The 21,487-nt window shown below is 55.4% G+C and carries 15 protein-coding genes; 12 read left to right on the top strand and 3 right to left on the bottom strand.

All coding sequences use genetic code 11. The annotated features are described in order from the left end of the window. Positions 1-3 precede the first annotated feature (3 nt). From Q8O73_RS16340 to Q8O73_RS16330, 3 genes are all read right to left on the bottom strand, one after another. Complete coding sequence (locus Q8O73_RS16340; protein ID WP_305559260.1) at positions 4-2,985, bottom strand: TrlF family AAA-like ATPase; 2,982 nt, start codon at positions 2,983-2,985, stop codon at positions 4-6. A gap of 16 nt (positions 2,986-3,001) precedes the next feature. Beyond that, complete coding sequence (locus Q8O73_RS16335) at positions 3,002-3,262, bottom strand: hypothetical protein (RefSeq protein ID WP_305559259.1); 261 nt, start codon at positions 3,260-3,262, stop codon at positions 3,002-3,004. Positions 3,263-3,632: 370 nt separating this feature from the next. Further along, positions 3,633-4,901: a DUF3422 family protein gene (locus Q8O73_RS16330; RefSeq protein WP_305559312.1), complete on the bottom strand. Its 1,269-nt coding sequence runs from the start codon at positions 4,899-4,901 to the stop codon at positions 3,633-3,635. 187 nt (positions 4,902-5,088) lie between these two features. Between Q8O73_RS16330 and tldD the strand changes: the two genes are divergently transcribed. From tldD to Q8O73_RS16270, 12 genes are all read left to right on the top strand, one after another. Beyond that, on the top strand, positions 5,089-6,522 hold the full coding sequence (gene tldD, locus Q8O73_RS16325) for a metalloprotease TldD (RefSeq protein ID WP_305559258.1): 1,434 nt from the start codon (positions 5,089-5,091) through the stop codon (positions 6,520-6,522). Between the two features lie 225 nt (positions 6,523-6,747). Next, positions 6,748-8,193, top strand: coding sequence for a hypothetical protein (locus Q8O73_RS16320; protein WP_305559257.1), 1,446 nt, complete (start codon positions 6,748-6,750; stop codon positions 8,191-8,193). Positions 8,194-8,233: 40 nt separating this feature from the next. Next, on the top strand, positions 8,234-9,868 hold the full coding sequence (locus Q8O73_RS16315) for a FecR domain-containing protein (RefSeq protein WP_305559256.1): 1,635 nt from the start codon (positions 8,234-8,236) through the stop codon (positions 9,866-9,868). Positions 9,869-9,899: 31 nt separating this feature from the next. Next, positions 9,900-12,167: a CHASE2 domain-containing protein gene (locus Q8O73_RS16310; RefSeq protein ID WP_305559255.1), complete on the top strand. Its 2,268-nt coding sequence runs from the start codon at positions 9,900-9,902 to the stop codon at positions 12,165-12,167. A gap of 114 nt (positions 12,168-12,281) precedes the next feature. Next, the gene (locus Q8O73_RS16305; protein ID WP_305559254.1) at positions 12,282-13,304 is read left to right on the top strand and encodes a low specificity L-threonine aldolase; all 1,023 of its coding nucleotides are present in this window, start codon (positions 12,282-12,284) and stop codon (positions 13,302-13,304) included. Between the two features lie 336 nt (positions 13,305-13,640). Beyond that, positions 13,641-15,248: an ABC transporter substrate-binding protein gene (locus tag Q8O73_RS16300; RefSeq protein WP_305559253.1), complete on the top strand. Its 1,608-nt coding sequence runs from the start codon at positions 13,641-13,643 to the stop codon at positions 15,246-15,248. A 144-nt stretch (positions 15,249-15,392) separates the two neighbouring features. Further along, on the top strand, positions 15,393-16,403 hold the full coding sequence (locus Q8O73_RS16295) for an ABC transporter permease subunit (protein ID WP_305559252.1): 1,011 nt from the start codon (positions 15,393-15,395) through the stop codon (positions 16,401-16,403). A gap of 9 nt (positions 16,404-16,412) precedes the next feature. Further along, positions 16,413-17,327 (top strand): ABC transporter permease subunit, encoded by a 915-nt coding sequence (locus Q8O73_RS16290; RefSeq protein ID WP_305559251.1) that lies wholly within the window; start codon positions 16,413-16,415, stop codon positions 17,325-17,327. A 3-nt stretch (positions 17,328-17,330) separates the two neighbouring features. Then, positions 17,331-18,320 carry a dipeptide ABC transporter ATP-binding protein gene (gene dppD, locus Q8O73_RS16285; RefSeq protein ID WP_305559250.1) on the top strand — a complete coding sequence of 330 codons (990 nt, stop codon included), beginning with the start codon at positions 17,331-17,333 and terminating at the stop codon, positions 18,318-18,320. Further along, positions 18,320-19,315, top strand: a complete 996-nt coding sequence (locus Q8O73_RS16280) for a peptide ABC transporter ATP-binding protein (protein WP_305559311.1) — start codon at positions 18,320-18,322, stop codon at positions 19,313-19,315. Before dppD ends, Q8O73_RS16280 begins: the two co-directional genes overlap by 1 nt. A 234-nt stretch (positions 19,316-19,549) precedes the next feature. Next, positions 19,550-20,689 carry an ROK family transcriptional regulator gene (locus tag Q8O73_RS16275; RefSeq protein WP_305559249.1) on the top strand — a complete coding sequence of 380 codons (1,140 nt, stop codon included), beginning with the start codon at positions 19,550-19,552 and terminating at the stop codon, positions 20,687-20,689. Next, positions 20,686-21,453 (top strand): ATP-binding cassette domain-containing protein, encoded by a 768-nt coding sequence (locus Q8O73_RS16270; RefSeq protein WP_305559248.1) that lies wholly within the window; start codon positions 20,686-20,688, stop codon positions 21,451-21,453. Before Q8O73_RS16275 ends, Q8O73_RS16270 begins: the two co-directional genes overlap by 4 nt. Positions 21,454-21,487: the final 34 nt, after the last annotated feature.

The following is a 21,487-nucleotide window of genomic DNA, read 5'->3' as shown; positions in this document are numbered from 1 at the left end:
ATCCTACTTTATCTGGTATTTCAGCCGTCGCTGAACAAATGCCGGTTTCGAACCTTCGAGAATCTTAACTATTATGTCATTGATCCTTGGGTTTTCTATTGCACCGGACTCATAAGAGAACTTGTAGCCCGCAGCCTTATCCAGCGACACATAGAGGACTTGCTCCGCATCAGCGCCAACGGCGAGGTTCGGGTTATGGGTTACTAGAATAACCTGTCGGGTTTTCTTTGCCTGCCTGATGCAGTTAGCCAGAACGCTGAAAATGCTGTCATTATCTAGGTTATCTTCGGGTTGGTCGATAATGAGCGGCGTCTTCTCCTTGTCCAGGTGGAGATAAAAAACGAGGAGCAACAGACCTTTCTCACCTGGAGAAAGTTGGTTCAGGTTCTTGCCGCCCAATCGCAGTTCATACCGTGCATCAAAATATTCAAACGAGAATAACAGATCATATAAGCGTTTGACGTCCTTAACCTGCTTGCTCACGTCTTCGGTGCGAATAGCGTCGATAATGCCGTTGGCAAACCCAAGAACGCGGTCCACATTGTTCCAATCAGTTTCGGCCAGACGCGCCTCCAACTCCGCTCCACCTTGAGCCGTTCCCCGAAACGGACCGCTCGAAGCTTGATTCACGAGATCAAAGAACAGCTCAGGAAACTCGTATGATGGAACAAACGAGGCATCAATTGTAACTTCAAACTCTTCTGATCGCACACTTGCCAATCGCTCTTCAACACTCGACTTCAACGCCTCGTAGAACACACGAACCTTCTTCTTCGCTTCGAATATAGAACGGGCGATCTGATCTCGGTCGGTATATTTGGCCTCAAGCTTTGCTGTCAGCTCATTCTCAATGTAGCGAATGCGATGCTCGATATACTTGATCGTTCCGGGCTTTGGGTTCTCCTCATTGCCCATGACGTCTGTCATCTTAGTCGCCAAATCCGAAACCGCCTGAACGTAGCGCTGATAGCGGCGTTGCGGAGCTGACAGCGTTTCCTGCAACCCCTTCAACTTTTCGGACAAAAACTGGTGCGCGCGGCGTAGATCGGGAACGCTGACAAGCGATGAAAACTCTGTCGCATCTGTGACAGCAACTTCGCTATCTGCTTCGAGCACCTTGATCCTCGCCGAAATATCAGCGATCTTTGCGTCAACAGTTGATGTATCGATCCCATGCTTGATGATCGCATCGACATCCATATCTAACCTTGTACAAGCTGCCCGCAGCTCTTCCTTGGCATCCTTGATCTGTGAATCAAGCCCTATGACCGCTTCCTTGATGTCACCCAAGCCCACAAGATCGCTCTTGAGTGAGGACAGCCTTTCGACGGTTTCCTTTCCACGGCTCTCAAGGTCGGACTGATTCCGCCTAACTTTTTCGATCTGATCGCCAATCGCTATCTGCTCACTGGTTTCACTCTCGGGCTTAGGGACTTCGGTCGGTATTGAAGCCTCCAGAACGCGATATTCTTCCTGCTTTTGCTTGAGCTGTTCGGAAAGTGCGGCCTTGGTCGCGGGGGTTGCCTGCCCCTCCAACTCGACAATTTCTATGTTCAGTTCCTGCAGACGCACTTTCAGCGTACTGATATCGCTCTTGCTCTGTGCAGTTTTTAGTTCCTCCAGCTCCAAGAAGGTCGATTTGCCCATGCGGTCAGACTCTTCCACGTGCGAGAACACGACCTTTTCGACTTCCCCCCTGAACGCTTTGACCTCGATCTCGTTCGTCAGGCTCTCGAAATAGTTCTGGGGAAGATACTTCACTACCTCGGGTTTACTCAGATCAACATCTTGGTCGAGCCGTTTCTGGGGTTTCGCGCCGCTTGCCCATGACAGCGTTCCAACGAAACTCTCGGCGAAACCCTTCTGGCGAAATTTGCGATTTTGCATCTTATCGGTGAGAAAAGAAAAATGCTCGAACTGTCGTGACTCTCCAAGCAAGCCGATAATATCTGCCACAGCACTCTTGCCGCTACCCTTGTTGCCGATGATTGCCGTTAGTTCGGGATTAAAGGGTATAATAATATCCTTGAACCAAGATCCGTTTGCGCCTGAGTATCCAGCTACATGATCAATCTCAAGTGCGGTGATGAACCGGGTAGCGTCTTGATCCTGCCGTTTCAACACTGGCGGTCGCTCTCCAAGATGGACACGCCCCTTAGGTTCGAAGAGCGTCTGCCTAAGTCCACGAAATGTTAAGTCGGCCTTAATCCAGGTTCCCTCGTAGCCCGCCTCGTCTCCCGATAACCTCGCAAGATCGTCAAACGAGTGAGCGTCTGACCCTGAAAACACAGGTTTCGGTTCAGACGGTGTTTTGTCTTCGTAACGCTCTATTCCCAAGAAATAGTCGGAATTCTTTGAAGATCCGAAGAAAGCATCGCTGGCTTTGTCAAGTTCGTCCGAAATCGACATGCTTCTCGGTGATTTCGTATCCACCCCCTTGAGCCCGTCATTATTCGCTGCGGTCACGATTATGTAAGCGGTGCGGTCGGAAAAAACCGCATCAAGCGCCTTGCCCAGCTCGGTAATACTGACAGTAGCTTGTTCGTAGTCACTCGTTGATGACAGTTCGCCACATCTCACACGCCGCCCCCCATCTCGCGTAATGTGCGTCAGCAAATCACTCAGCAGAGTTGTAAGCTTAGCTTTCGTGCCTGCTTTAGGATCAATAAGAACATGGGTGTGAACATGCCTTGCATCTTTGCTGATCGTTTCCGTCAAACGGAACTCGATATTCGGGATGAAGAGTTTTTTCCCATCGGGATACGCCGCCTGATACGCCTCACTCACAACGAGATAACTATCAAACGAGAAGTAGTCAGTGATCCCAAACACCTGAACTTCCGAAGCCTCCAGCGCTTCAACATATCGCAGCAAGTTCTCTTCGGAAGCCTCACCAAAACCATTGGAAAGTTTTGTGCCAGGCGCATGAAGATGAAGATCCCATCTCTTCCAGACCGATCCAACGCTGCGGCATGCGTCTGACATAGATAAATTCCTTCAATTACATCTGTGGCCTAGCCACCCCTAGGGCAAAATCGTAATCGGCCATGTCATAGTCAATCGTAACGGCATATTTCCTTTTGTAAGTAAGAAGCTCATGCTCAAAGACACCGCTGCCCATGATGCTGAATTTCTCAAGAGTAACCAGCCCATCTTCGGCAAGCGCTTTCATAAGGGCGTATCCCATTTTGATGCCGAATCTGTCGGAAGTGCGGGCTGCAATCTCAGAATCTAAGCTCTTTACTATTTCTCTTACATCCATCTTCTCACCCTTTCCGCATTGATTGCCAAAGACCACTTGTACCCATCGCAAGCTTTTCAGTTGCGCCTATCATAAGACACAGGTCAGCAAAAAATGGGCTTGAGGCGTGCAGTGTCATAACGCTTGATACTTAGTCGAACATTTGGAGCATACATTCCCATTAACAGTATATACTAATTCACATATTCTATTATAGATGCTCTGTGACCTGAGCCTCTGGAGCTTACAAAATGCTTCCAAATGCAAAAACGATTTATCCTACTTATCAAATAAATTATTGATATTATTTGTTTATTTGGCACAATTTTGGCCTGACACCTTCAGGTTATGAGCCTGACGAGCATCAATAAAAAGGGACTTCCAAGCGACCTCACCCCTCCTCCCGGTGCAGGGCTTTTTTGACGCGGCGCATGCCATACCAGATCACGGCCAGCACGACGGGCACCGACAGGCCGGTGGCGATGCGGTCATTGAGCGGCACCCCGGCGTCGTGGATCGCCTTGAACAGATAGCCGAGCAAGCCGACGGCATAATAGGTGATGGCGGCAACCGACAATCCTTCGACGGTTTGTTGCAAACGCAATTGCAGTTTGACGCGGCGGTCCATGCTGGCGAGCAAATCGCGGTTCTGGGCTTCGAGCAGAATATCGACCCGTGTGCGCAGCAGATTGTTGGCGCGTGCCACCCGTTTCGAGAGGACTTCCAGACGGTCGCCAATATTCTGGCAGGTGCGCATGGCCGGGGCCAGACGGCGTTCCATAAACTCGGTCACGGTTTGCAGCCCTTCGATGCGTTCCTCGCGCAATTCGGCAAGGCGGGCCTGCACAATTTTGTAATAGGCCCGCGCCGCGCCAAACCGGTAATTGAGCGATGCCGCCATTTCCTCGGTCTGGGCGGCCAGATCGGTCAGTTTATGCAGGGTTTCTTCGTCATTGGTGTGGGCTTTGCTGGCCATTTCGGCGGTAATATCGGACAGCCGCGCATCAATTTCCGACACCTTGGGCGTGGCGCAATGGGCGTAAGGAAAGGCCAGCAAGGCCATCATCCGGTAAACTTCCAGTTCCTTTAACCGCTGAATCAGCCGCCCGGCCTGCAAGGGTTCCAGCCCGTTATCGCGCACCAGAATGCGGCCAAAGCCATCGCCATGCAGGCGAAAATCGGTCCAGACCATGGCCGAGCCGCCCATTACGCGGCTTCCGGTCAGGCCGTTATGGTCAAACAGGCGCGAAATTTCTTCGGGGCTGCGTTGATCGCGGTCGATGGCGATGTGCAAGCCAACCAGCAACTGCCCCGGTGTGCTTTCCAGCCAGTCCTGCGGAATCAGATTGATCACCGGGTCGTCAAAGGGTTGATCGAACGGGGCGTGGCGCTTGAACACATAGACCGTAAATTCGGCATGGCGTTCCCAGATCACGGTAAAGCCGTCGCAGGCCGCCTCGAAATATTTTTGTTCGGCGGCGGGCGGTGTCAGGCTGTAGCGTTCGCAGAAAATCCGGAAATGCTGCCGGACACTAGAATCAAGGTCTTCGCCTGCATGAAAGGCAAGGCAACTGCACCTTGCGGGCGATTCCACGCCGCCAAACGGCCTTGCATGGATTTCGTTATGAAGGGCGACGCGCTGCGGATGTTCAACAAACATTGCCACGGGCTTTCATCTTTGGTTCTGGCGTTCTATATAGGAAGCCAGCGATAAACCTGTATAGACCAAAGTCAAACATGACAGAAAGCCCCTAAAGCGTCAGGGAAATTACTGTCACAGGGCCTGTTCTTGCCGGGTATGAATGACACTGGTTGCCGGGATTCTCCGACAGCCGCAAGGAGGTTCGATGACCGATCTGAGCAAAACCGACAATCTGTTTTTCGGCAAAAGTGAGCTTGACCGCGACCGTCTTGAGGCGCAGGTCAATGCGGCGCTGGGTGATGCGGAAGACGGGGAACTGTTCCTTGAATATCGCCAGTCCGAAAGCCTGTCATGGGATGATGGCCGTCTGCGCAGTGCCAATTTCGATACCGCACAGGGATTTGGCCTGCGGGCGGTGGCCGATGAAACGGCGGCGTTTTCCCATTCCAGCGAATTGTCAAACGATGCGGTTGCCCGTGCCGCCGACACCGTGCGCGCCATCGGCAATGCCCGGTCGGGCAAGGTCGATCTGGGGGCCACCGGCACCAATGTGTCGCTTTATACCGATATCAATCCGCTGGGCGAGGCAACGTTTCAGGCCAAGGTTGATTTGCTGGCGCAAATCGATGCCTATGCCCGCGCCCGCGACCCGCGCGTATCACAGGTGTCCGCCTCGATTTCGGGCAACTGGCAGGCGGTGCAAATCTGGCGGGCGGGCGGATTGCGGCTGGGCGATATTCGTCCGCTGGTTCGGTTTAATGTCTCGGTCGTTGTCACCCAGGGCGACCGCATGGAAACCGGGTCGCACGGACAGGGCGGGCGCATTGGCTATGACGGGTTTTTCGATGAAAAAACCTGGAAATCGGCCGTAGACGAAGCCTTGCGGCAGGCCTGCGTCAATCTGGAATCCGTCGCCGCCCCGGCGGGCGAGATGACGGTTGTTCTGGGGCCGGGCTGGCCGGGGATTTTGCTGCATGAAGCAATCGGGCATGGTCTTGAAGGCGATTTCAACCGCAAGGGCACATCGGCCTTTGCCGGGTTGCTGGGCAAACGCATTGCCGCCCCCGGTGTGACGGTGGTTGATGACGGCACCATCCATGACCGGCGCGGGTCATTGTCGATTGACGATGAAGGCACACCGACCCAACGCACGGTTCTGATTGAGGACGGCATTCTGACCGGTTTCATGCAGGACCGCCTCAATGCCCGCCTGACCGGGGTCAAATCCACCGGCAATGGCCGTCGGCAATCCTATGCCCATGCGCCGATGCCGCGCATGACCAATACCTATATGCTGGGCGGGCAACATGACCCGGCAGAGGTTCTGGCCTCGGTCAAAAAAGGCCTTTATGCGGTCAATTTCGGTGGCGGGCAGGTCGATATCACATCGGGCAAATTCGTTTTTGCCGCGTCCGAAGCCTATCTGATTGAAAACGGCAAGATCGGCGCGCCGGTCAAGGGCGCGACCCTGATCGGTAATGGCCCCGACAGCCTGACCAAGGTTTCAATGATCGGCAATGACATGAAACTGGATGACGGGATCGGCACCTGTGGCAAGGACGGGCAAGGCGTTCCGGTTGGCGTCGGCCAGCCGACCCTGCGCATTGACGGCCTGACCGTGGGCGGCACGGCGATGTGATCGACCGCCTGCCCTGATCCTTAAAAGTGCCGCCGCCCCGTGTTGGCGGCACTTTTTATTAGTAAATTATACAAATGGACAGTTTCCCCCTTTTCAACAGTTCCAATCCCGCCTAATGTACAGGCCAACATGGCGTTTTTCGGACTGAAGGAATCAATCCGGTAAACAATTCTGCCATAAAGCTTGTCGGGGGATAATGCTTTGCGGTGTATGTCAAAGGCCAGGATGGCCTTCATAACCGTTTTATTGTCGGGAATAACCGGAACCGGCGCGGCCAACGCGCAGGATTCGTTGCAAAATGTTACCCGTCAATCAGAACAGTTCTTTCAGGATTTCAATACGATAACCGATGCCACCGAACGGTCGCAAATGTTGTTGATGACCGATGACGGGGCGGACATCACCTTTGGCGATATTCTGGCCAATCCCGATGACATCCTTTTGAATTTCCGCTGGGCCAAGGCCCAGATGGCACGCGGCAATATGCGCGGGGCGGTGTCAACGCTTGAACGTATTCTGGTGCTTGATCCGTCGCTGGCGCCTGTACGACTGTATTATGCCATTGTCCTGTTTCGCCTTGACAGTCTTGACGAGGCGCGATCCCAGTTTGAACTGTTGCAAACCCTTGAACTGGACGGCGAAGCTGCCCGGCAGATCAATGAATATCTGCGCCTGATCCGTGAACGCCGCCAACGGGTAAAACAGGCCCTGACCGTCAGTTTTGGCACCCATTACGACACCAATAAAAACGCATCGCCCACCAGCAAGGAACAACTGGTCACCGGGACACGCACCGCGATTTCAACCGATGCCGATCTGCGTCAGGATGATATCGGCTTTATCGGCGCGGTGCGTTATGACGTTTCCTATGATCTGGGATATCAGGAAGGCCACGAGGTTTTCGCTGCCCTGAGCGGCTATACCGACGATCAGGTACAACTTGACTCACTTGATGTCATGTCCGCCGATGTTGAAATCGGCGCACGCTGGCGCGCCCTTGATCTGGTGATCACACCTTCGATCTCGCAAACAGCCCAGGCACTCAGCCGTGAAAAATTCCTGACGGCACGTACCGCACAGCTTCGTGCCGACTGGAATGTGCGACCCGATACCATCCTGTTTGGGCAGGTCGCCTATTCCGATGAACGGTTCCAGTCCACAACCGACTCCTCCGCCCTTGTCCAGCGTGCCGGGCAAAGATACACCGGAACGGTTGGCAGCCATTATACCTGGAATGAAAGCCAACGGACGTCAGTTGCCGCCACCTGGTCGCGCAAGGAAGCCGCACGCGGCTATTACACATCGCGCAGCATTTCAGGTGATATCAATCACACCTATCTGTTGCCGGGCGGTAAATATGTGATTGGCGGCCTGACCTATGGGCTGGATCAGTATCAGGAAGCCGATACCCTGGTAACCGGCACAACATCACCGATCCGGCGGACCGACAATCCGATGCGGTTGCGCCTGACCTATGGGGCGCGCCTTGGCAATCTGATGGAATCCGACTGGTTCGATGCCGAGGGTGCCGGTCGCGAGGTTTATGATTTTCTGGCCCCGATTTCATGGTCTGTAACCGGTGAATATCAGGGCGCACGATCCAACATCACCAATTACGAATACGAAAACATGCGGGCGCAGATTCTGCTGTCGCGGCGTTGGGATTTTTAGGCTGTCACAGGGCAAGCCCCCCGGTAATGGAGCCACCGAAATGAAACATGTCTGGCACTTTACGATTAAATCCGGCCTTATTGCCGCGGCTGTGTCTTTTACCACCCTGCCCGGCATCGCCATGGCAGATCGCGGCGAACAGGCCGGGGTTTCTGCCGCGGTCAAGGGAACGGTTGAACTGGCCGCCGCCACAGGGGCCGTGGGCCGCAAGGTTGAAAGCGGCGAGGCGATTTATCTGGGGGATCTGATTACCTCCTCGGCGGAGTCGGGCATGCAGATTTTGCTGATGGATGAAACGGTGTTTACCATCGGCCCCAACAGCGAAATCGCCATTGATGATTTCGTCTATGACCCGGCAACCGGCAATGGCCGCCTGACCGCCAGCATGACACGCGGCGTCATGCGGTTTGTCACAGGACAGGTGGCGCAAAACAATCCATCAAGCATGAATATCAATCTGCCGGTCGGATCAATCGGCATTCGAGGCACGATTGGCCTTATTCAATCCTATGATCCCGAACAGGCCAATCAGGCCAGCAGTGAAAATCTGGGATCGTCCCTGCCCGATAATGGCGGTGGCGGGTCCGGCGGCAATCTGGTGTTCAGCGCCGTCAATCAGGGGCCAGGATTGGGGCGCAATGATTCCGGATCGCGCCCCGGCGCTTTTGTCGTCACATCGGCCAGCGGGTCGGAACAACCGGTGACGGGGGAAAATTTCGGGGTTTTTGTCGGTCAGGGATTTGTGACCGAACCGACACGGTTTCCACCGCAAATGGGGGCTTTTGACTTTGGTCTGGCCGCAACCCAAAGCCCGGATGGCGAATCGGACAATGAGGATCAGGGGCAGGACGGATCGGACAGCGAGAACAGTGGCGGGACTGAATCCACCGCCGAAACCGCATCTGCCGGAACCGATGGCGATGGTGAAGGCGGCGGCGACGGCAATGGCGAGAGTGCCAATAGCGATGGCGAAGGTGGTTCTTCGTCCGAAGGCGGCAGCCAGACGGCATCCTCATCCACATCGACAACTTCGGATGGCGGTTCGGCAACATCGGGCAGCGGCAGCACGACCACAAGAAGTTCAACCGTCGCACGCGGTTCGCTGGGCAGCGGTGCCATCACAATGGCCAGCAACCAGACCGGCCAGACCATGGCCGCCGTGCTCAATACCGCAGTGACCCAGACCCGTGTCACCACGCAATCATCGGGTAACAGCAATCCGGCGGAAACGGCCCAGACCGTCAATGCCGTAACCGAGGCCGACACGACGACCAACACCCCGGCCGCCTACACCTTTGAGGCGATGCGTCAGGTTACATCAGGATCATATAGCGGGAACACGAATGTCGGGTCAGGTGGTGACCCTATAAGCTACACTTTTTCCGCCAATGTGAATTTTGCGGACCGGACGCTGGGAGCAGGATTTAGCAACGTCGTCGTTGACAATAATCTTTACTATGGCGGCGAGACCGGCCCCATAGATTACTCATCATTGAATGGCGCGGTGACGCTTGATAGCAGCCAGATGCTCATCTTCGGAAATCCGTTCGATTGCGGTGCAGCCGGATGTTCTGCGACAGCGACATTCAAAAGCATTACCGATGTTGATTTCCACTTGCGAACAGATGGACATCCGGATGGCCTGGGTGGCACCCTGACCATGACTGAAGACTAACCAATTCCCGATTGCGCAAGCGGAGCATCCCATGCCAGCCAAATATCTGAAGGCGCTTCATTATCTGGTGCCGCTTGCGGTTCTGGTCGCGGCCATTGTGTTGCGCTGGCAGGATGTGCCGATGGTCGGGCAGTTGCGCGCCACGCTGTTTGATACCTATCAGCAGATTGCCCCGCGCGAATTTGAGGATGTTGGCGTTCGGATTCTGGATATTGACGAAAAAAGTCTGGCCGAACTGGGTCAATGGCCGTGGCCGCGTACCCGCATGGCCGAACTGGTTTATCGTCTGCGTGCAGGCGGGGCGGCGATTGTCGGGTTCGACATTGTCTTTGCCGAGGCCGACCGGACATCGCCGATGCGCGTTGTCGAAAGCTGGCCGCAAAATGACGATATGCAAACCATCCGCGACCTTGCCGCCACCCTGCCCGACCATGACGATCTGTTTGCACAATTCATTGGCGGGGTTGGCAATATTGTCACCGTCGCCCAACTGACCCGCGATACCGCCGACCGCGCCCCGGCGCAAATCGGCAATTTTTCGGTTGGTGGCGAAGCCGGGCGGCAATTGTTTGATTTCATCCCGGTTCTGCCCGGCGCAAATTCCAGCCTGTCGCAACTTGAAAATGCTGCTGCCGGTAATGGTCTGGTCAATGTCGCCCCCGGCGGGGATGGCGTGGTGCGGCGGGTGCCGTTGATGTTGGCACTGGATATGGAATTGCCGGTGATCGGCAAGCCGGTTTACCCCACCCTGTCGATGGAAATGCTGCGGGTTTTGCAACAGGCACCGCGCACCATGAATGTCCGTATGTCGGGATCGGGCGGCAAGGTGCGCTGGACCTCGACCGAGGGGATTGATGCCATCCGCGTCGGTGCCATCACCATTCCAACCGATCAGAATGGCTATATGTGGGTGCATTATACCGGCCACAAACCCGAACGTTATATTTCGGCATCCGATGTCCTTCATGACCGGGTTGGTCCGGATGAACTGGCAAATACCGCCATATTGATTGGCACCAGTGCCGCAGGGTTGCTGGATTTGCGGTCCTCGCCGCTGAACCCGATCCTGCCGGGGGTGGAAATTCATGCCGAAATGCTGGAACAGATGTTGCTGGAACATTTCCTGACCCGCCCCTATTGGAGTGCCGAGGCCGAAACGCTGGCGCTGCTGATTGCCGGATTGATGCTGGTATTCGCCATTCCGCGTCTGGGCGCGGTGTGGCCTGCAATTTTTGGCGTCGTTTTGATTGGCGGGGCGATTTATGTATCGTGGTGGGCCTATCAGACCCATCTGATGCTGATTGATCCGGCCTATGCCACTATTACCCTGATGGCCGTTTATGTGATTGGCAGTTTTATCGGTTTCATGCGAACCGAAGGTGAAAAACGGCAGGTGCGGACCGCCTTTGCCAGCTATTTGTCGCCCGCCCTGGTCGAACAGCTTGCCCAGCATCCCGAACGGTTGAAACTGGGCGGGGAAACCCGCGACATGACCTTGCTGTTTTGCGATGTGCGGGGATTTACCACCATTTCCGAAACCTTCAAGTCCGATCCGCAAGGCCTGACCCGTCTGATCAACCGGTTGCTGACCCCGTTGACCGATTGCATTCTGGCACGGCAGGGCACCATCGACAAATATATGGGCGACTGCATCATGGCGTTCTGGAACGCCCCGCTTGATGTGCCCGCCCACCCGGTCAATGCCTGCGATTCTGCCCTTGCGATGTTCAAGGCGCTGGATGTCCTGAATGCCGAACGCAAGGCCGAAGCCGAGGCAGAAGGGGTTCCGTTTTTGCCCCTGATGATTGGCGCGGGCATCAATAGCGGGCCTTGCGTGGTGGGCAATATGGGATCGGATCAGCGGTTTGATTATTCGGTTCTGGGCGATGCGGTTAATCTGGCGGCGCGTCTGGAAGGACAATCAAAAAGTTATGGCGTTGATATCGTCCTTGGTCCCGATACAGCCGCCGCCGCACAGGACCGGTTTGCAATTGTGCAACTCGACCTGATTGCCGTGAAAGGCAAAACCGAAGCGGTGCGGATTTTTGCCCTTTTGGGGGATGATACACTGCGGACCGACCCGACATTCATTGCGCTGTCGCAGAATCATGAGGCCATGCTGGCCGCCTATCGCAGTCAGAACTGGGATCAGGCCGAACACTTGATCGCAACATGCCGCAGCGCCGATATCGACAGCCTTGAGACGCTTTACGGGCTGTATGAAGACCGTATTGCCAGTTTCCGCGCCACCCCGCCCGGCCCCGATTGGGACGGGGTATATGTGGCGACCAGCAAATAGAGTTTGGCCGCCACCGCGATACAGGCTTGCAATCCCCGGCAGATCGGAGAAAGACTGGCAAAGTTCCGAAACGATATGCCCCGATAAATCGGGGCATAAAATGAGAGACTTTTGATGAATTTTGCCTCCGACAATGTATCGCCCCTGTGTCCTGAAATCCTTGAAGCCCTGAGCGCCGAGGCCAGTGGCAATGCCCCGGCCTATGGCGGGGATGATCCGACGCAAAGGCTGGATCGTGTTTTTTCCGATCTGTTTGACACCGATGTTGCGGTTTTGCCGGTTGCCACGGGGACAGCGGCCAATTGTATTTCATTATCGGCCCTGACATCGCCCTATGGCGGGATCATTTGCCATCATGATGCGCATATCAATGATGCCGAACTGACCGGACCGGCGTTTTTTACCGGCGGGGCGCAGTTGTTGCTGATGGATGGCCCGGTGGCCAAACTGGAACCCGATGCCCTGACGGCTTATCTGGCGGCCATGCCCGCACGCGGGGTGCATAATGTTGCCGCCGAATGCGTTGCCATCACCCAGGCCACCGAACTGGGCGCGGTTTACAGCCCCGATGAAGTTGCCGCGATTGGTGATGTCTGTAAAAGCCACGATTTGCGCCTGTTTATGGACGGGGCGCGCTTTGCCAATGCGATGGCATGGCTGGACTGTGCGCCTGCCGATGTCACATGGAAGGCCGGGGTTGATGTGTTGAGCTTTGGCGCGACCAAAAACGGTGCGATGGCGGTCGATGCCATTGTTCTGTTTGACACATCCCTGCGGTTTCGCATCGAACAGGCCCGCAAGCGCAGCGGCCATCTGCATTCCAAACACCGTTATCTGGCGGCGCAATTGCTGGCCTACATCAAAAATGATGTCTGGCTGAACAATGCCCGCAGCGCCAATGACGCCGCCAAAACCCTGAATGACATGCTGGTCACGCTGGGCGCACGTCCTGTCCATGCGTCATGCAGCAATGAATTGTTCCTGCATATTCCCGACGATCTGGCGAAACGTTTGCGCGATAACGGGGTGTCGTTCCATGCATGGACGGCATTGGGCGCGGATGTGTATCGTTTTGTGACCGCATGGAACAGCAGCCTTGACGATATCCGGGCACTGGGACAGCGTCTGGCAGGATAATGCCGCCGCAGCTAACAAGCTGAAAGATAAAACGAATCCGTAAACAATATACAGACAGGATCAAAAAACACGCCCGAAATGTACTTTACGGGCGTGTTTTTCTACCCGAAAGCAACAAGCCCTGAAAAAAATGCACACCACCCATACGTAAATAGACCGAACAATTTCATAAAAATAACAAACACTTGACATAAATTCATCATTCAACGCCCCCCGACATCTACGCAAAATCCCGCAGCAGGCGTTGACGATACCCAGAAACCCTGATTATTTTCCCCTCGTCGATTCCGGCATACGTGCCGGTTCGGGTAACACTAGCCTTGAGGGAGGCATTTAATGAAATCGAATTTCGTCAAAGTGGCCATCGGCGCTGCTCTGCTCGCGACCACTGCGCTGGCCGCACCGACCGCCGCTTCGGCAAAGACCTTGGTATATTGCTCGGAAGGCAGCCCGGAAGGGTTCAACCCCGCACTTTATACCGCCGGTACGACCTTTGACGCATCTTCGCGTCAGGTGTTCAACCGTCTGGTCCAGTTCAAACGCGGCACCACCACCATCGTTCCGGGTCTGGCAACCAGTTGGGATATTTCAGCCGATGGCACGGAATATACCTTCCATCTGCGCGAGGGTGTGAAATTCCACACCACCGGCGATTTCACCCCGACCCGTGATTTCAATGCTGACGACATCATGTTTACCTTCATGCGTCAGTGGAGCAAGGATCATCCCTATAACGGCGTATCGGGTGGCTCGTACGAATATTTCAACTCGATGTCGATGCCTGACCTGATCAAGGACATCGTCAAAGTTGACGATTACACCGTCAAATTCGTCCTGAACCGCCCCGAAGCACCGTTCATCGCCAACCTTGCGATGGATTTTGCATCGGTTCTGTCGGGCGAATATGCCGACAATATGCTGGAAGCCGGGACCCCGGAAAATGTTGACCTGAATCCGGTCGGTACCGGTCCGTTCCAGTTGGTCCAGTATCAAAAAGATGCGGTCATCCGTTACAAGGCCAACCCGGATTACTGGGAAGGTCCGGCTGCCATTGACAACCTGATCTTTGCCATCACCCCGGACAGCACGGTACGTTACCAGAAGCTGAAAGCCGGTGAATGCCATGTCATGCCCTATCCGAACCCGGCCGACTTGGCCGCAATGGAAGCCGATGCCGATGTCAACCTGATGAGTCAGGAAGGCCTCAATGTCGGGTATCTTGGTTACAACACCGAAAAAGAACCCTTCACCAAAGCCGAAGTCCGCAAGGCTTTGAACATGGCGATCAACAAGGAAGCCATCATCGAAGCGGTTTATCAGGGGGCCGGTGCAGTTGCCAAAAACCCGCTGCCGCCGACGATCTGGTCGTACAACAACGATACCGTTGACGATCCCTTTGATCCGGAAGCCGCCAAAAAGATGCTGGCCGATGCCGGTTATCCGGATGGCTTCACCACCGACATCTGGGCGATGCCGGTACAGCGTCCCTACAACCCGAATGCCCGTCGTATGGCCGAAATGATTCAGGCGGACTGGGCGGCAATCGGTGTGACGGCGGAAATCGTTTCCTATGAGTGGGGCGAATATCTTGAACGCACCAAACAGGGCGAACAGGGCACCTTCATGCTTGGCTGGACCGGTGACAATGGCGACCCCGACAACTTCCTGGCCGTTCTGCTTGGCTGTGATGCTGTTGGCAGTGCCAACCGTTCGCGCTGGTGCAATGACGAGTTTGATGGTCTGATCCAGCAGGCAAAGACCACGGCAGATGTTCTGGAACGCACCCGTCTGTACGAAGAAGCCCAGACCGTGTTCAAACGCGAAGCACCGTGGGCAACCATTGCGCATTCGATCGTTTTTGAACCGATCCGCAACGAAGTTGTCGATTACAAGATTGACCCGTTTGGCGGTCACATCTTCTATGGCGTTGACATCAAAGAATAACAAAAACAACACCTTGCCGAAGAGGCCCGGTTTTCCGGGCCTCTTCTTGTTCCATAAAGAGAGAGACGCCCCTGCCCGCAGCACCTGCATCCTGACATGCAAGGTCGCCCTGCCGGGCACGGACGAATAAAAAGGCCCCATGGCATGCTCGGATTTCTGTTACGCCGCCTGGGTGACATCATCCCGACCTTTTTCGGTGTCACCTTGCTGGTATTTTTCCTGATCCGCCTGATCCCCGGCGACCCCATCCTGATGATGGCCGGTGAACGTGGTGTTGACGCGGTTCGCTATGCCGAACTGCAAGCCCAATACGGGTTCGATCAGCCGGTTATTGTGCAATATTACCATTATCTGGTGGGCGTTTTTCAGGGCGATCTTGGCCGGTCCTTTGTGACCAAAAAACCGGTCTTTGAGGAATTCATGACCCTGTTCCCGGCAACGGTTGAACTGAGCATCATGGGTATCCTGTTTGCCGTGATCATTGGCCTGCCCCTGGGCGTGATTGCCGCCATCAAACGTGGCACCATCGTCGATCATACCACCATGACCATTTCGCTGACCGGCTATTCCATGCCGATTTTCTGGTGGGCGTTGCTGCTGATCATGTTCTTTTCCACGACCCTTGGCTGGACCCCGGTTTCAGGTCGGCTGTCGATTTTCTATTACATCGAACCGGTTACCGGTTTCATGTTGATCGATACATTGATCAGTGGTGAAAAAGGTGCCTTTGTCAGTGCGCTGCGCCATCTGATCCTGCCGACCATTGCACTGGGCACCATTCCGATGGCGGTGATTGCCCGCATGACGCGATCCTCGATGCTGGAAGTTCTGGGCGAGGATTATATCCGTGTTGCGCGCGCCAAGGGCCTTGCCCCGATGCGGGTCATTATGGTTCATGCCCTGCGCAATGCCCTGATCCCGGTGATTACGGTGATCGGCCTTCAGGTCGGTGTTTTGCTGGCGGGGGCCATTCTGACCGAAACCATTTTTTCGTGGCCGGGAATTGGCAAATGGATCGTCGAGGCGCTGGGCCGTCGCGATTATCCGACCATTCAGGGCGGCATTCTGATGATCGCCTTTTTGATGATGTCCGTGAATCTGCTGGTTGACCTGCTGTATGGGGTCATTAATCCGCGCATCCGGCACCGGCGCTAGGAGATCGTCATGAGCAATCAAACCCTTAAAACCACCGCAGAATCCGCCGATATCCATGCGGCACCGCCGACCCCGTTTCAGGAATTCTGGCAGTATTTCCGCCGCAATCGCGGCGCACTGGTCGGACTGATCGTGATTGGCGTGATTTTGTTTGTTGCCGCCTTTGCACAATATATCGCGCCCTATGATCCGATCACGCAGGACCGCACCGCCTTTTTGAAACCGCCCTTTTGGATGGAAGGTGCCGATCCGCGTTATTGGCTGGGCACCGATGCGGTTGGCCGCGACATTATGTCGCGCCTGATCCACGGGGCGCAATTGTCCGTCTCGATTGGTGTTTTTGTCGTCATCATTTCGATGGTTGCAGGCATTACGCTGGGTCTGGTTGCCGGATATTTCCGGGGCTGGATCGAAGTCGGCGTGATGCGCCTGATGGATATCATGCTGGCCCTGCCCAGTCTGGTGCTGGCACTGGCGATTGTCGCCATTCTCGGCCCGGGGCTGGAAAATGCCATGCTGGCCATCGCCATTGTCCAGTTGCCCCATTATGTGCGCCTGACCCGCGCATCGGTGGTGTCTGAACTGAACAAGGAATATGTCATTGCCTCCCAGATTGCCGGGGCCGGGCATACGCGACAGATGTTTATCAACATCCTGCCCAATTGCATGGCGCCATTGATCGTGCAGGGCACGCTGGGCGTATCGAGCGCCATTCTGGATGCTGCTGCCCTTGGTTTCCTTGGCCTTGGCGCACAGCCGCCCTTGCCGGAATGGGGCACCATGTTGTCCGAAGCCCGCGAATTTGTCGGATCTGCCTGGTGGGTGATTACCTTCCCCGGCCTGTGCATTCTGACCACGGTTCTGGCCTTTAACCTGATGGGTGATGGCTTGCGCGATGCCCTTGATCCCAAGATGAAACGGTAAGTTATGGCTCTTCTCGAAATCCAAAACCTTACGGTCGAGTTCGGATCGGAAGACAAACCGTTCCGGGCTGTTGATACCGTCAGCTACCACGTTGACCGGGGCGAAGTTCTGGGCATTGTCGGTGAATCCGGGTCGGGCAAATCGGTCAGTTCGCTTGCCATTATGGGGCTGATCGATTATCCGGGCCGCGTCACGGCCGACCGCCTGAGTTTTGACGGGCAGGATCTGTTAAAAATGTCCGCCCGCCGCCGCCGCCAGATCACCGGCAAGGATATTGCCATGATCTTTCAGGACCCGATGTCCTCGCTTAATCCGTGCTTCACCGTCGAAGCGCAGATTATGGAGGCCCTGAAAGTCCATGAAGGCGGATCAAAACGCCAGTTGCGCGACCGCACGATGGAATTGCTCAATCAGGTTGGCATTCCCGATGCCAAATCGCGCATGACCGCCTATCCGCATCAATTGTCGGGCGGTATGAGCCAGCGGATTGTGATTGCCATGGCGATTGCCTGCAATCCGCGTTTGCTGGTCGCCGACGAACCGACCACCGCGCTGGATGTGACCATTCAGGCCCAGATCATTGATCTGTTGCTGAAACTGCAAGAAGACAGCGACATGGCCCTGATCCTGATCACCCATGATCTGGCGCTGGTGTCCGAGGCGGCGGACCGCATTCAGGTGATGTATGCCGGGCAATTGTTTGAAAGTGCCCCGTCCGAAGGATTGTTTGACAAGCCGCGCCACCCCTATACCCAGGCCCTGCTTGAAGCCCTGCCTGAACGGTCCGAAGGCCATCATCGTTTGCGGACCATTCCCGGTGTTGTGCCGGGTCAGTATGACCGCCCGCAAGGCTGTCTTTTGGCCCCGCGGTGCCGTTATGCCAATGATCGTTGCGTGTCCGAACAACCGGCCATCACCGCCTTTGGCGGCCATGATGTACGCTGTTTTTATCCGCTTGACGATCAGGGGCAACCGACCGGGAGGACCGCATGATGAGCTTTCTTGACAGCAAACCCGGCGTGCCGTTGCTGGAATCCGATGATCTGGTACGGCATTACACGGTTAGTCGCGGCCTTGGCCGGGGCGATGCCGTCGTCAAGGCGCTGGACGGGGTTTCCTTTACCCTGGAAACCGCCAAAACCCTTGCGGTTGTCGGCGAATCCGGTTGTGGCAAATCGACCCTTGGCCGCCAGTTGACCCTGATTGAAAAGCCCAGCGCCGGTGCGCTTAAAATCAATGGTGCGCCGGTCGGCAAATTGTCCGATGCCGATGCCAAGCTGTTTCGCCGCACGGTGCAGATGATTTTCCAGAATCCTTACGGGTCGCTGAACCCGCGCAAAAAGGTCGGGCAGATTCTGGCCGAACCGGTTTTGCTGAACATGGATCATCTGGGCCGCAAGGAACGCACCGAACGGGTACAGGAAACCATGGCCAAGGTTGGCCTGCGGCCTGAATTCATTGGCCGGTATCCGCATATGTTTTCAGGTGGCCAGCGCCAGCGCATTGCGATTGCCCGGGCATTGATTCTGGAACCGAAAATCATCGTGGCCGATGAACCGGTTTCCGCCCTTGACGTGTCGGTGCAGGCCCAGGTTTTGAACCTGATGATGGATCTGCAAGACGAGATGAATGTCGCCTATGTCTTCATTTCGCACGATCTGTCGGTGGTGCGCCATATTGCCGATGATGTGATGGTGATGTATCTGGGCCGGGTGGCCGAAAAAGGCCCGACCGAGGAACTTTTCAAACGCCCCCTGCATCCCTATACCCGCGCCTTGCTGGCATCGGCCCCGCGTATTGACCCGGCACAGCGGATCAAATCAGAACCGCTGACCGGTGAATTGCCATCGCCGATCAACCCGCCATCGGGTTGCACCTTTCACAAACGATGCCCGTTTGCCACCGAACAATGCGCCCAGATCCGTCCGGAACTGCGCCCGTTCGATGGCCGCAGCGTCGCCTGCCACCGGGTTGAGGAAATTTCCTGATCGAAGCCGGTCAAAGCGAACACTATCAGACATTATCAGCGAAAACGGGGTGCATCATGCGGTGCGCCCCGTTTTGGTTTGTGCCAGAATCACGGGTTTGTTTCGTTGGAAAACGCGGTCCTCATCCCGCTGATTCCTGCGAATAAGCCGGACATATCTGTCTTTTTTATTTTTGAAAACCATTTGACTAAATAAAAAAACGATGCCAGTCTTTTCAAAAGCGGAGGTTTTAAAATGACACTGCGCGGTACAAACCAAGAATCAGGGAGACCCTATAACAGACGGATCGTTCTGGAATCGATCCGTTTGCATGGGCCAATGACGCGGGGCGATATCGCCAGCCGTGTGGGTCTTACTGTCCAGACTGTTTCCACAATCATCCGTGAACTTGAGGAGCAGGGCCTTATCCTGTCTGTGCGGGAAAAGCCCAAGGGACGCGGCATTCCACCCTCGGTTCTGACCATCAATCCAGAAGGGGGGCATGCTGTTGGCATCCACCTGACACCGCTGGGTATAGAGGCGGCACTGGTCAATCTTCGCGGCGATGTGGTCGAAAGCCGTCACCGCCACGCGTCGAACCCGATGCCGGATGAAGCATTTGCCCTGATCGGCGAGTTGGTGGACGAACTCAAGGCAAGCCCCAGCCGAGGTCGACTTCTTGGCGCTGGCATGGCACTGCCGGGTCCATTCGATGTTGAGTCGATGAGCTTTGTTGGCCCTACCACCATGACGGGCTGGAAAAATGTCGATATACGCCAGCGCCTCGCCACGGTGACGGGTCTGCCTGCCTTTATAGAAAACGACATGGCCGCCGCAGCCTTAGGCGAACAGCTTTACGGTCTCGGACAACAGCTTTCACACTATTATTACCTCTTTTTCAGCGTGGGCCTTGGCGGTGCCATGATGAGTGATGGTTCGGTCATGCGCGGTGCGTGGGGAAATGCCGGTGAAATTGGCCATATCCCGGCCATACCGGAAGGGGAACCTTGTCCCTGCGGAAACCACGGCTGCCTCGAACGGTATCTTTCGCTTGATGCCTTCAAAAGGAGTGGCCTGTCAGAGGCAGACTGGGTCCACAAGATCGCGCCAATCTTTCGCAATGCGATCCGCACGATCGAAAATCTGTTCGACCCGGAAACCATCGTGCTTGGCGGTCTGGCCCCACAGCCGTTGGTCGAGCAACTCGCAACGCTTGCCGACGGGCTTAACAATTCGGTTTCCGCCCGCGCCAACCGCCCTCACCCCCGGGTTATCGTCGCCAGCGATTGCCAGCATTCGGCACTGCGCGGTGCTGCGGCACTCGCTGTCTTCGGTGTCCTGTCGCCACGCTTCGGCCAGATGTTTGAAACTCCAGAGAAAGGGGATGCCGCATGACCGACAAACTGCTTGTCCTGAATGATTTACGCAAGAATTTCGGTGCTATCGAAGCTCTCAAAGGTATCAGTTTTTCGATTGGAAAGGGCGAAGTTGTGGCCCTTCTCGGTGACAATGGCGCCGGAAAATCGACATTGGTGAAAATCATCTCGGGCGGCCAGCAACCGACGTCTGGCAGCATGCTTTTTGAAGGCGCAGAATATCAGGCAAAAACACCTGCCGAAGCCAAGGCCGCAGGCATTGAAACAGTCTATCAAGACCTGTCGCTTTGCACCAATGTCGATGTGGTCGGGAATTTCTTCATGGGACGGGAAATTTGCCGCAAGATCGCCGGTATTCCCTTTCTCAATGAACGCGCGATGGAGGACATCACAAGCAAGGCGCTGGCCAGCGCAGGCACCCGTATTCCCTCCATGCGGACCAAAGTCGAGCATCTGTCTGGCGGTCAACGTCAGGCAATTGAACTTAACCGCTTTGTCCATTGGGGGGGCAAGCTCGTCCTGCTTGACGAGCCTTTTGCCGCGCTTGGCGTCGAACAGACGCGGCGCGGGCTGGACATGATCCGCCATGTTGCAGATCAGGGCATCGGCGTCATCATCATCACACACATAATGCAGCAGGCCTTTCAGGTCGCTGATCGCATTGTCGTCATCCGCCACGGCGTCGTCGCCGGAGATGTCGAGAGCAGTAAAACAAGCCCGGATGCAGTGATCCAGATGATCACAGGGCAAAGCCTCTCCGGAGCCGGACCGGAGGGCAGATAATGGAAAGGGGTCCGGCTCAACTGGAGAGAATGAT

This window comes from Thalassospira sp., assembly GCF_030690045.1.
Taxonomy (GTDB): Bacteria; Pseudomonadota; Alphaproteobacteria; order Rhodospirillales; family Thalassospiraceae; genus Thalassospira.
This window is presented reverse-complemented; position numbering and strand designations above follow the sequence as displayed.

Excerpts from the sequence above, each read along its gene's own strand:
- Q8O73_RS16340 (WP_305559260.1), bottom strand. The coding sequence starts at position 2,985 with ATGTCAGACGCATGCCGCAGCGTTGGATCGGTCTGGAAGAGATGGGAT.
- Q8O73_RS16335 (WP_305559259.1), bottom strand. The coding sequence starts at position 3,262 with ATGGATGTAAGAGAAATAGTAAAGAGCTTAGATTCTGAGATTGCAGCC.
- Q8O73_RS16330 (WP_305559312.1), bottom strand. The coding sequence starts at position 4,901 with ATGTTTGTTGAACATCCGCAGCGCGTCGCCCTTCATAACGAAATCCAT.
- tldD (WP_305559258.1), top strand. The coding sequence starts at position 5,089 with ATGACCGATCTGAGCAAAACCGACAATCTGTTTTTCGGCAAAAGTGAG.
- Q8O73_RS16320 (WP_305559257.1), top strand. The coding sequence starts at position 6,748 with ATGGCCTTCATAACCGTTTTATTGTCGGGAATAACCGGAACCGGCGCG.
- Q8O73_RS16315 (WP_305559256.1), top strand. The coding sequence starts at position 8,234 with ATGAAACATGTCTGGCACTTTACGATTAAATCCGGCCTTATTGCCGCG.
- Q8O73_RS16310 (WP_305559255.1), top strand. The coding sequence starts at position 9,900 with ATGCCAGCCAAATATCTGAAGGCGCTTCATTATCTGGTGCCGCTTGCG.
- Q8O73_RS16305 (WP_305559254.1), top strand. The coding sequence starts at position 12,282 with ATGAATTTTGCCTCCGACAATGTATCGCCCCTGTGTCCTGAAATCCTT.
- Q8O73_RS16300 (WP_305559253.1), top strand. The coding sequence starts at position 13,641 with ATGAAATCGAATTTCGTCAAAGTGGCCATCGGCGCTGCTCTGCTCGCG.
- Q8O73_RS16295 (WP_305559252.1), top strand. The coding sequence starts at position 15,393 with ATGCTCGGATTTCTGTTACGCCGCCTGGGTGACATCATCCCGACCTTT.
- Q8O73_RS16290 (WP_305559251.1), top strand. The coding sequence starts at position 16,413 with ATGAGCAATCAAACCCTTAAAACCACCGCAGAATCCGCCGATATCCAT.
- dppD (WP_305559250.1), top strand. The coding sequence starts at position 17,331 with ATGGCTCTTCTCGAAATCCAAAACCTTACGGTCGAGTTCGGATCGGAA.
- Q8O73_RS16280 (WP_305559311.1), top strand. The coding sequence starts at position 18,320 with ATGAGCTTTCTTGACAGCAAACCCGGCGTGCCGTTGCTGGAATCCGAT.
- Q8O73_RS16275 (WP_305559249.1), top strand. The coding sequence starts at position 19,550 with ATGACACTGCGCGGTACAAACCAAGAATCAGGGAGACCCTATAACAGA.
- Q8O73_RS16270 (WP_305559248.1), top strand. The coding sequence starts at position 20,686 with ATGACCGACAAACTGCTTGTCCTGAATGATTTACGCAAGAATTTCGGT.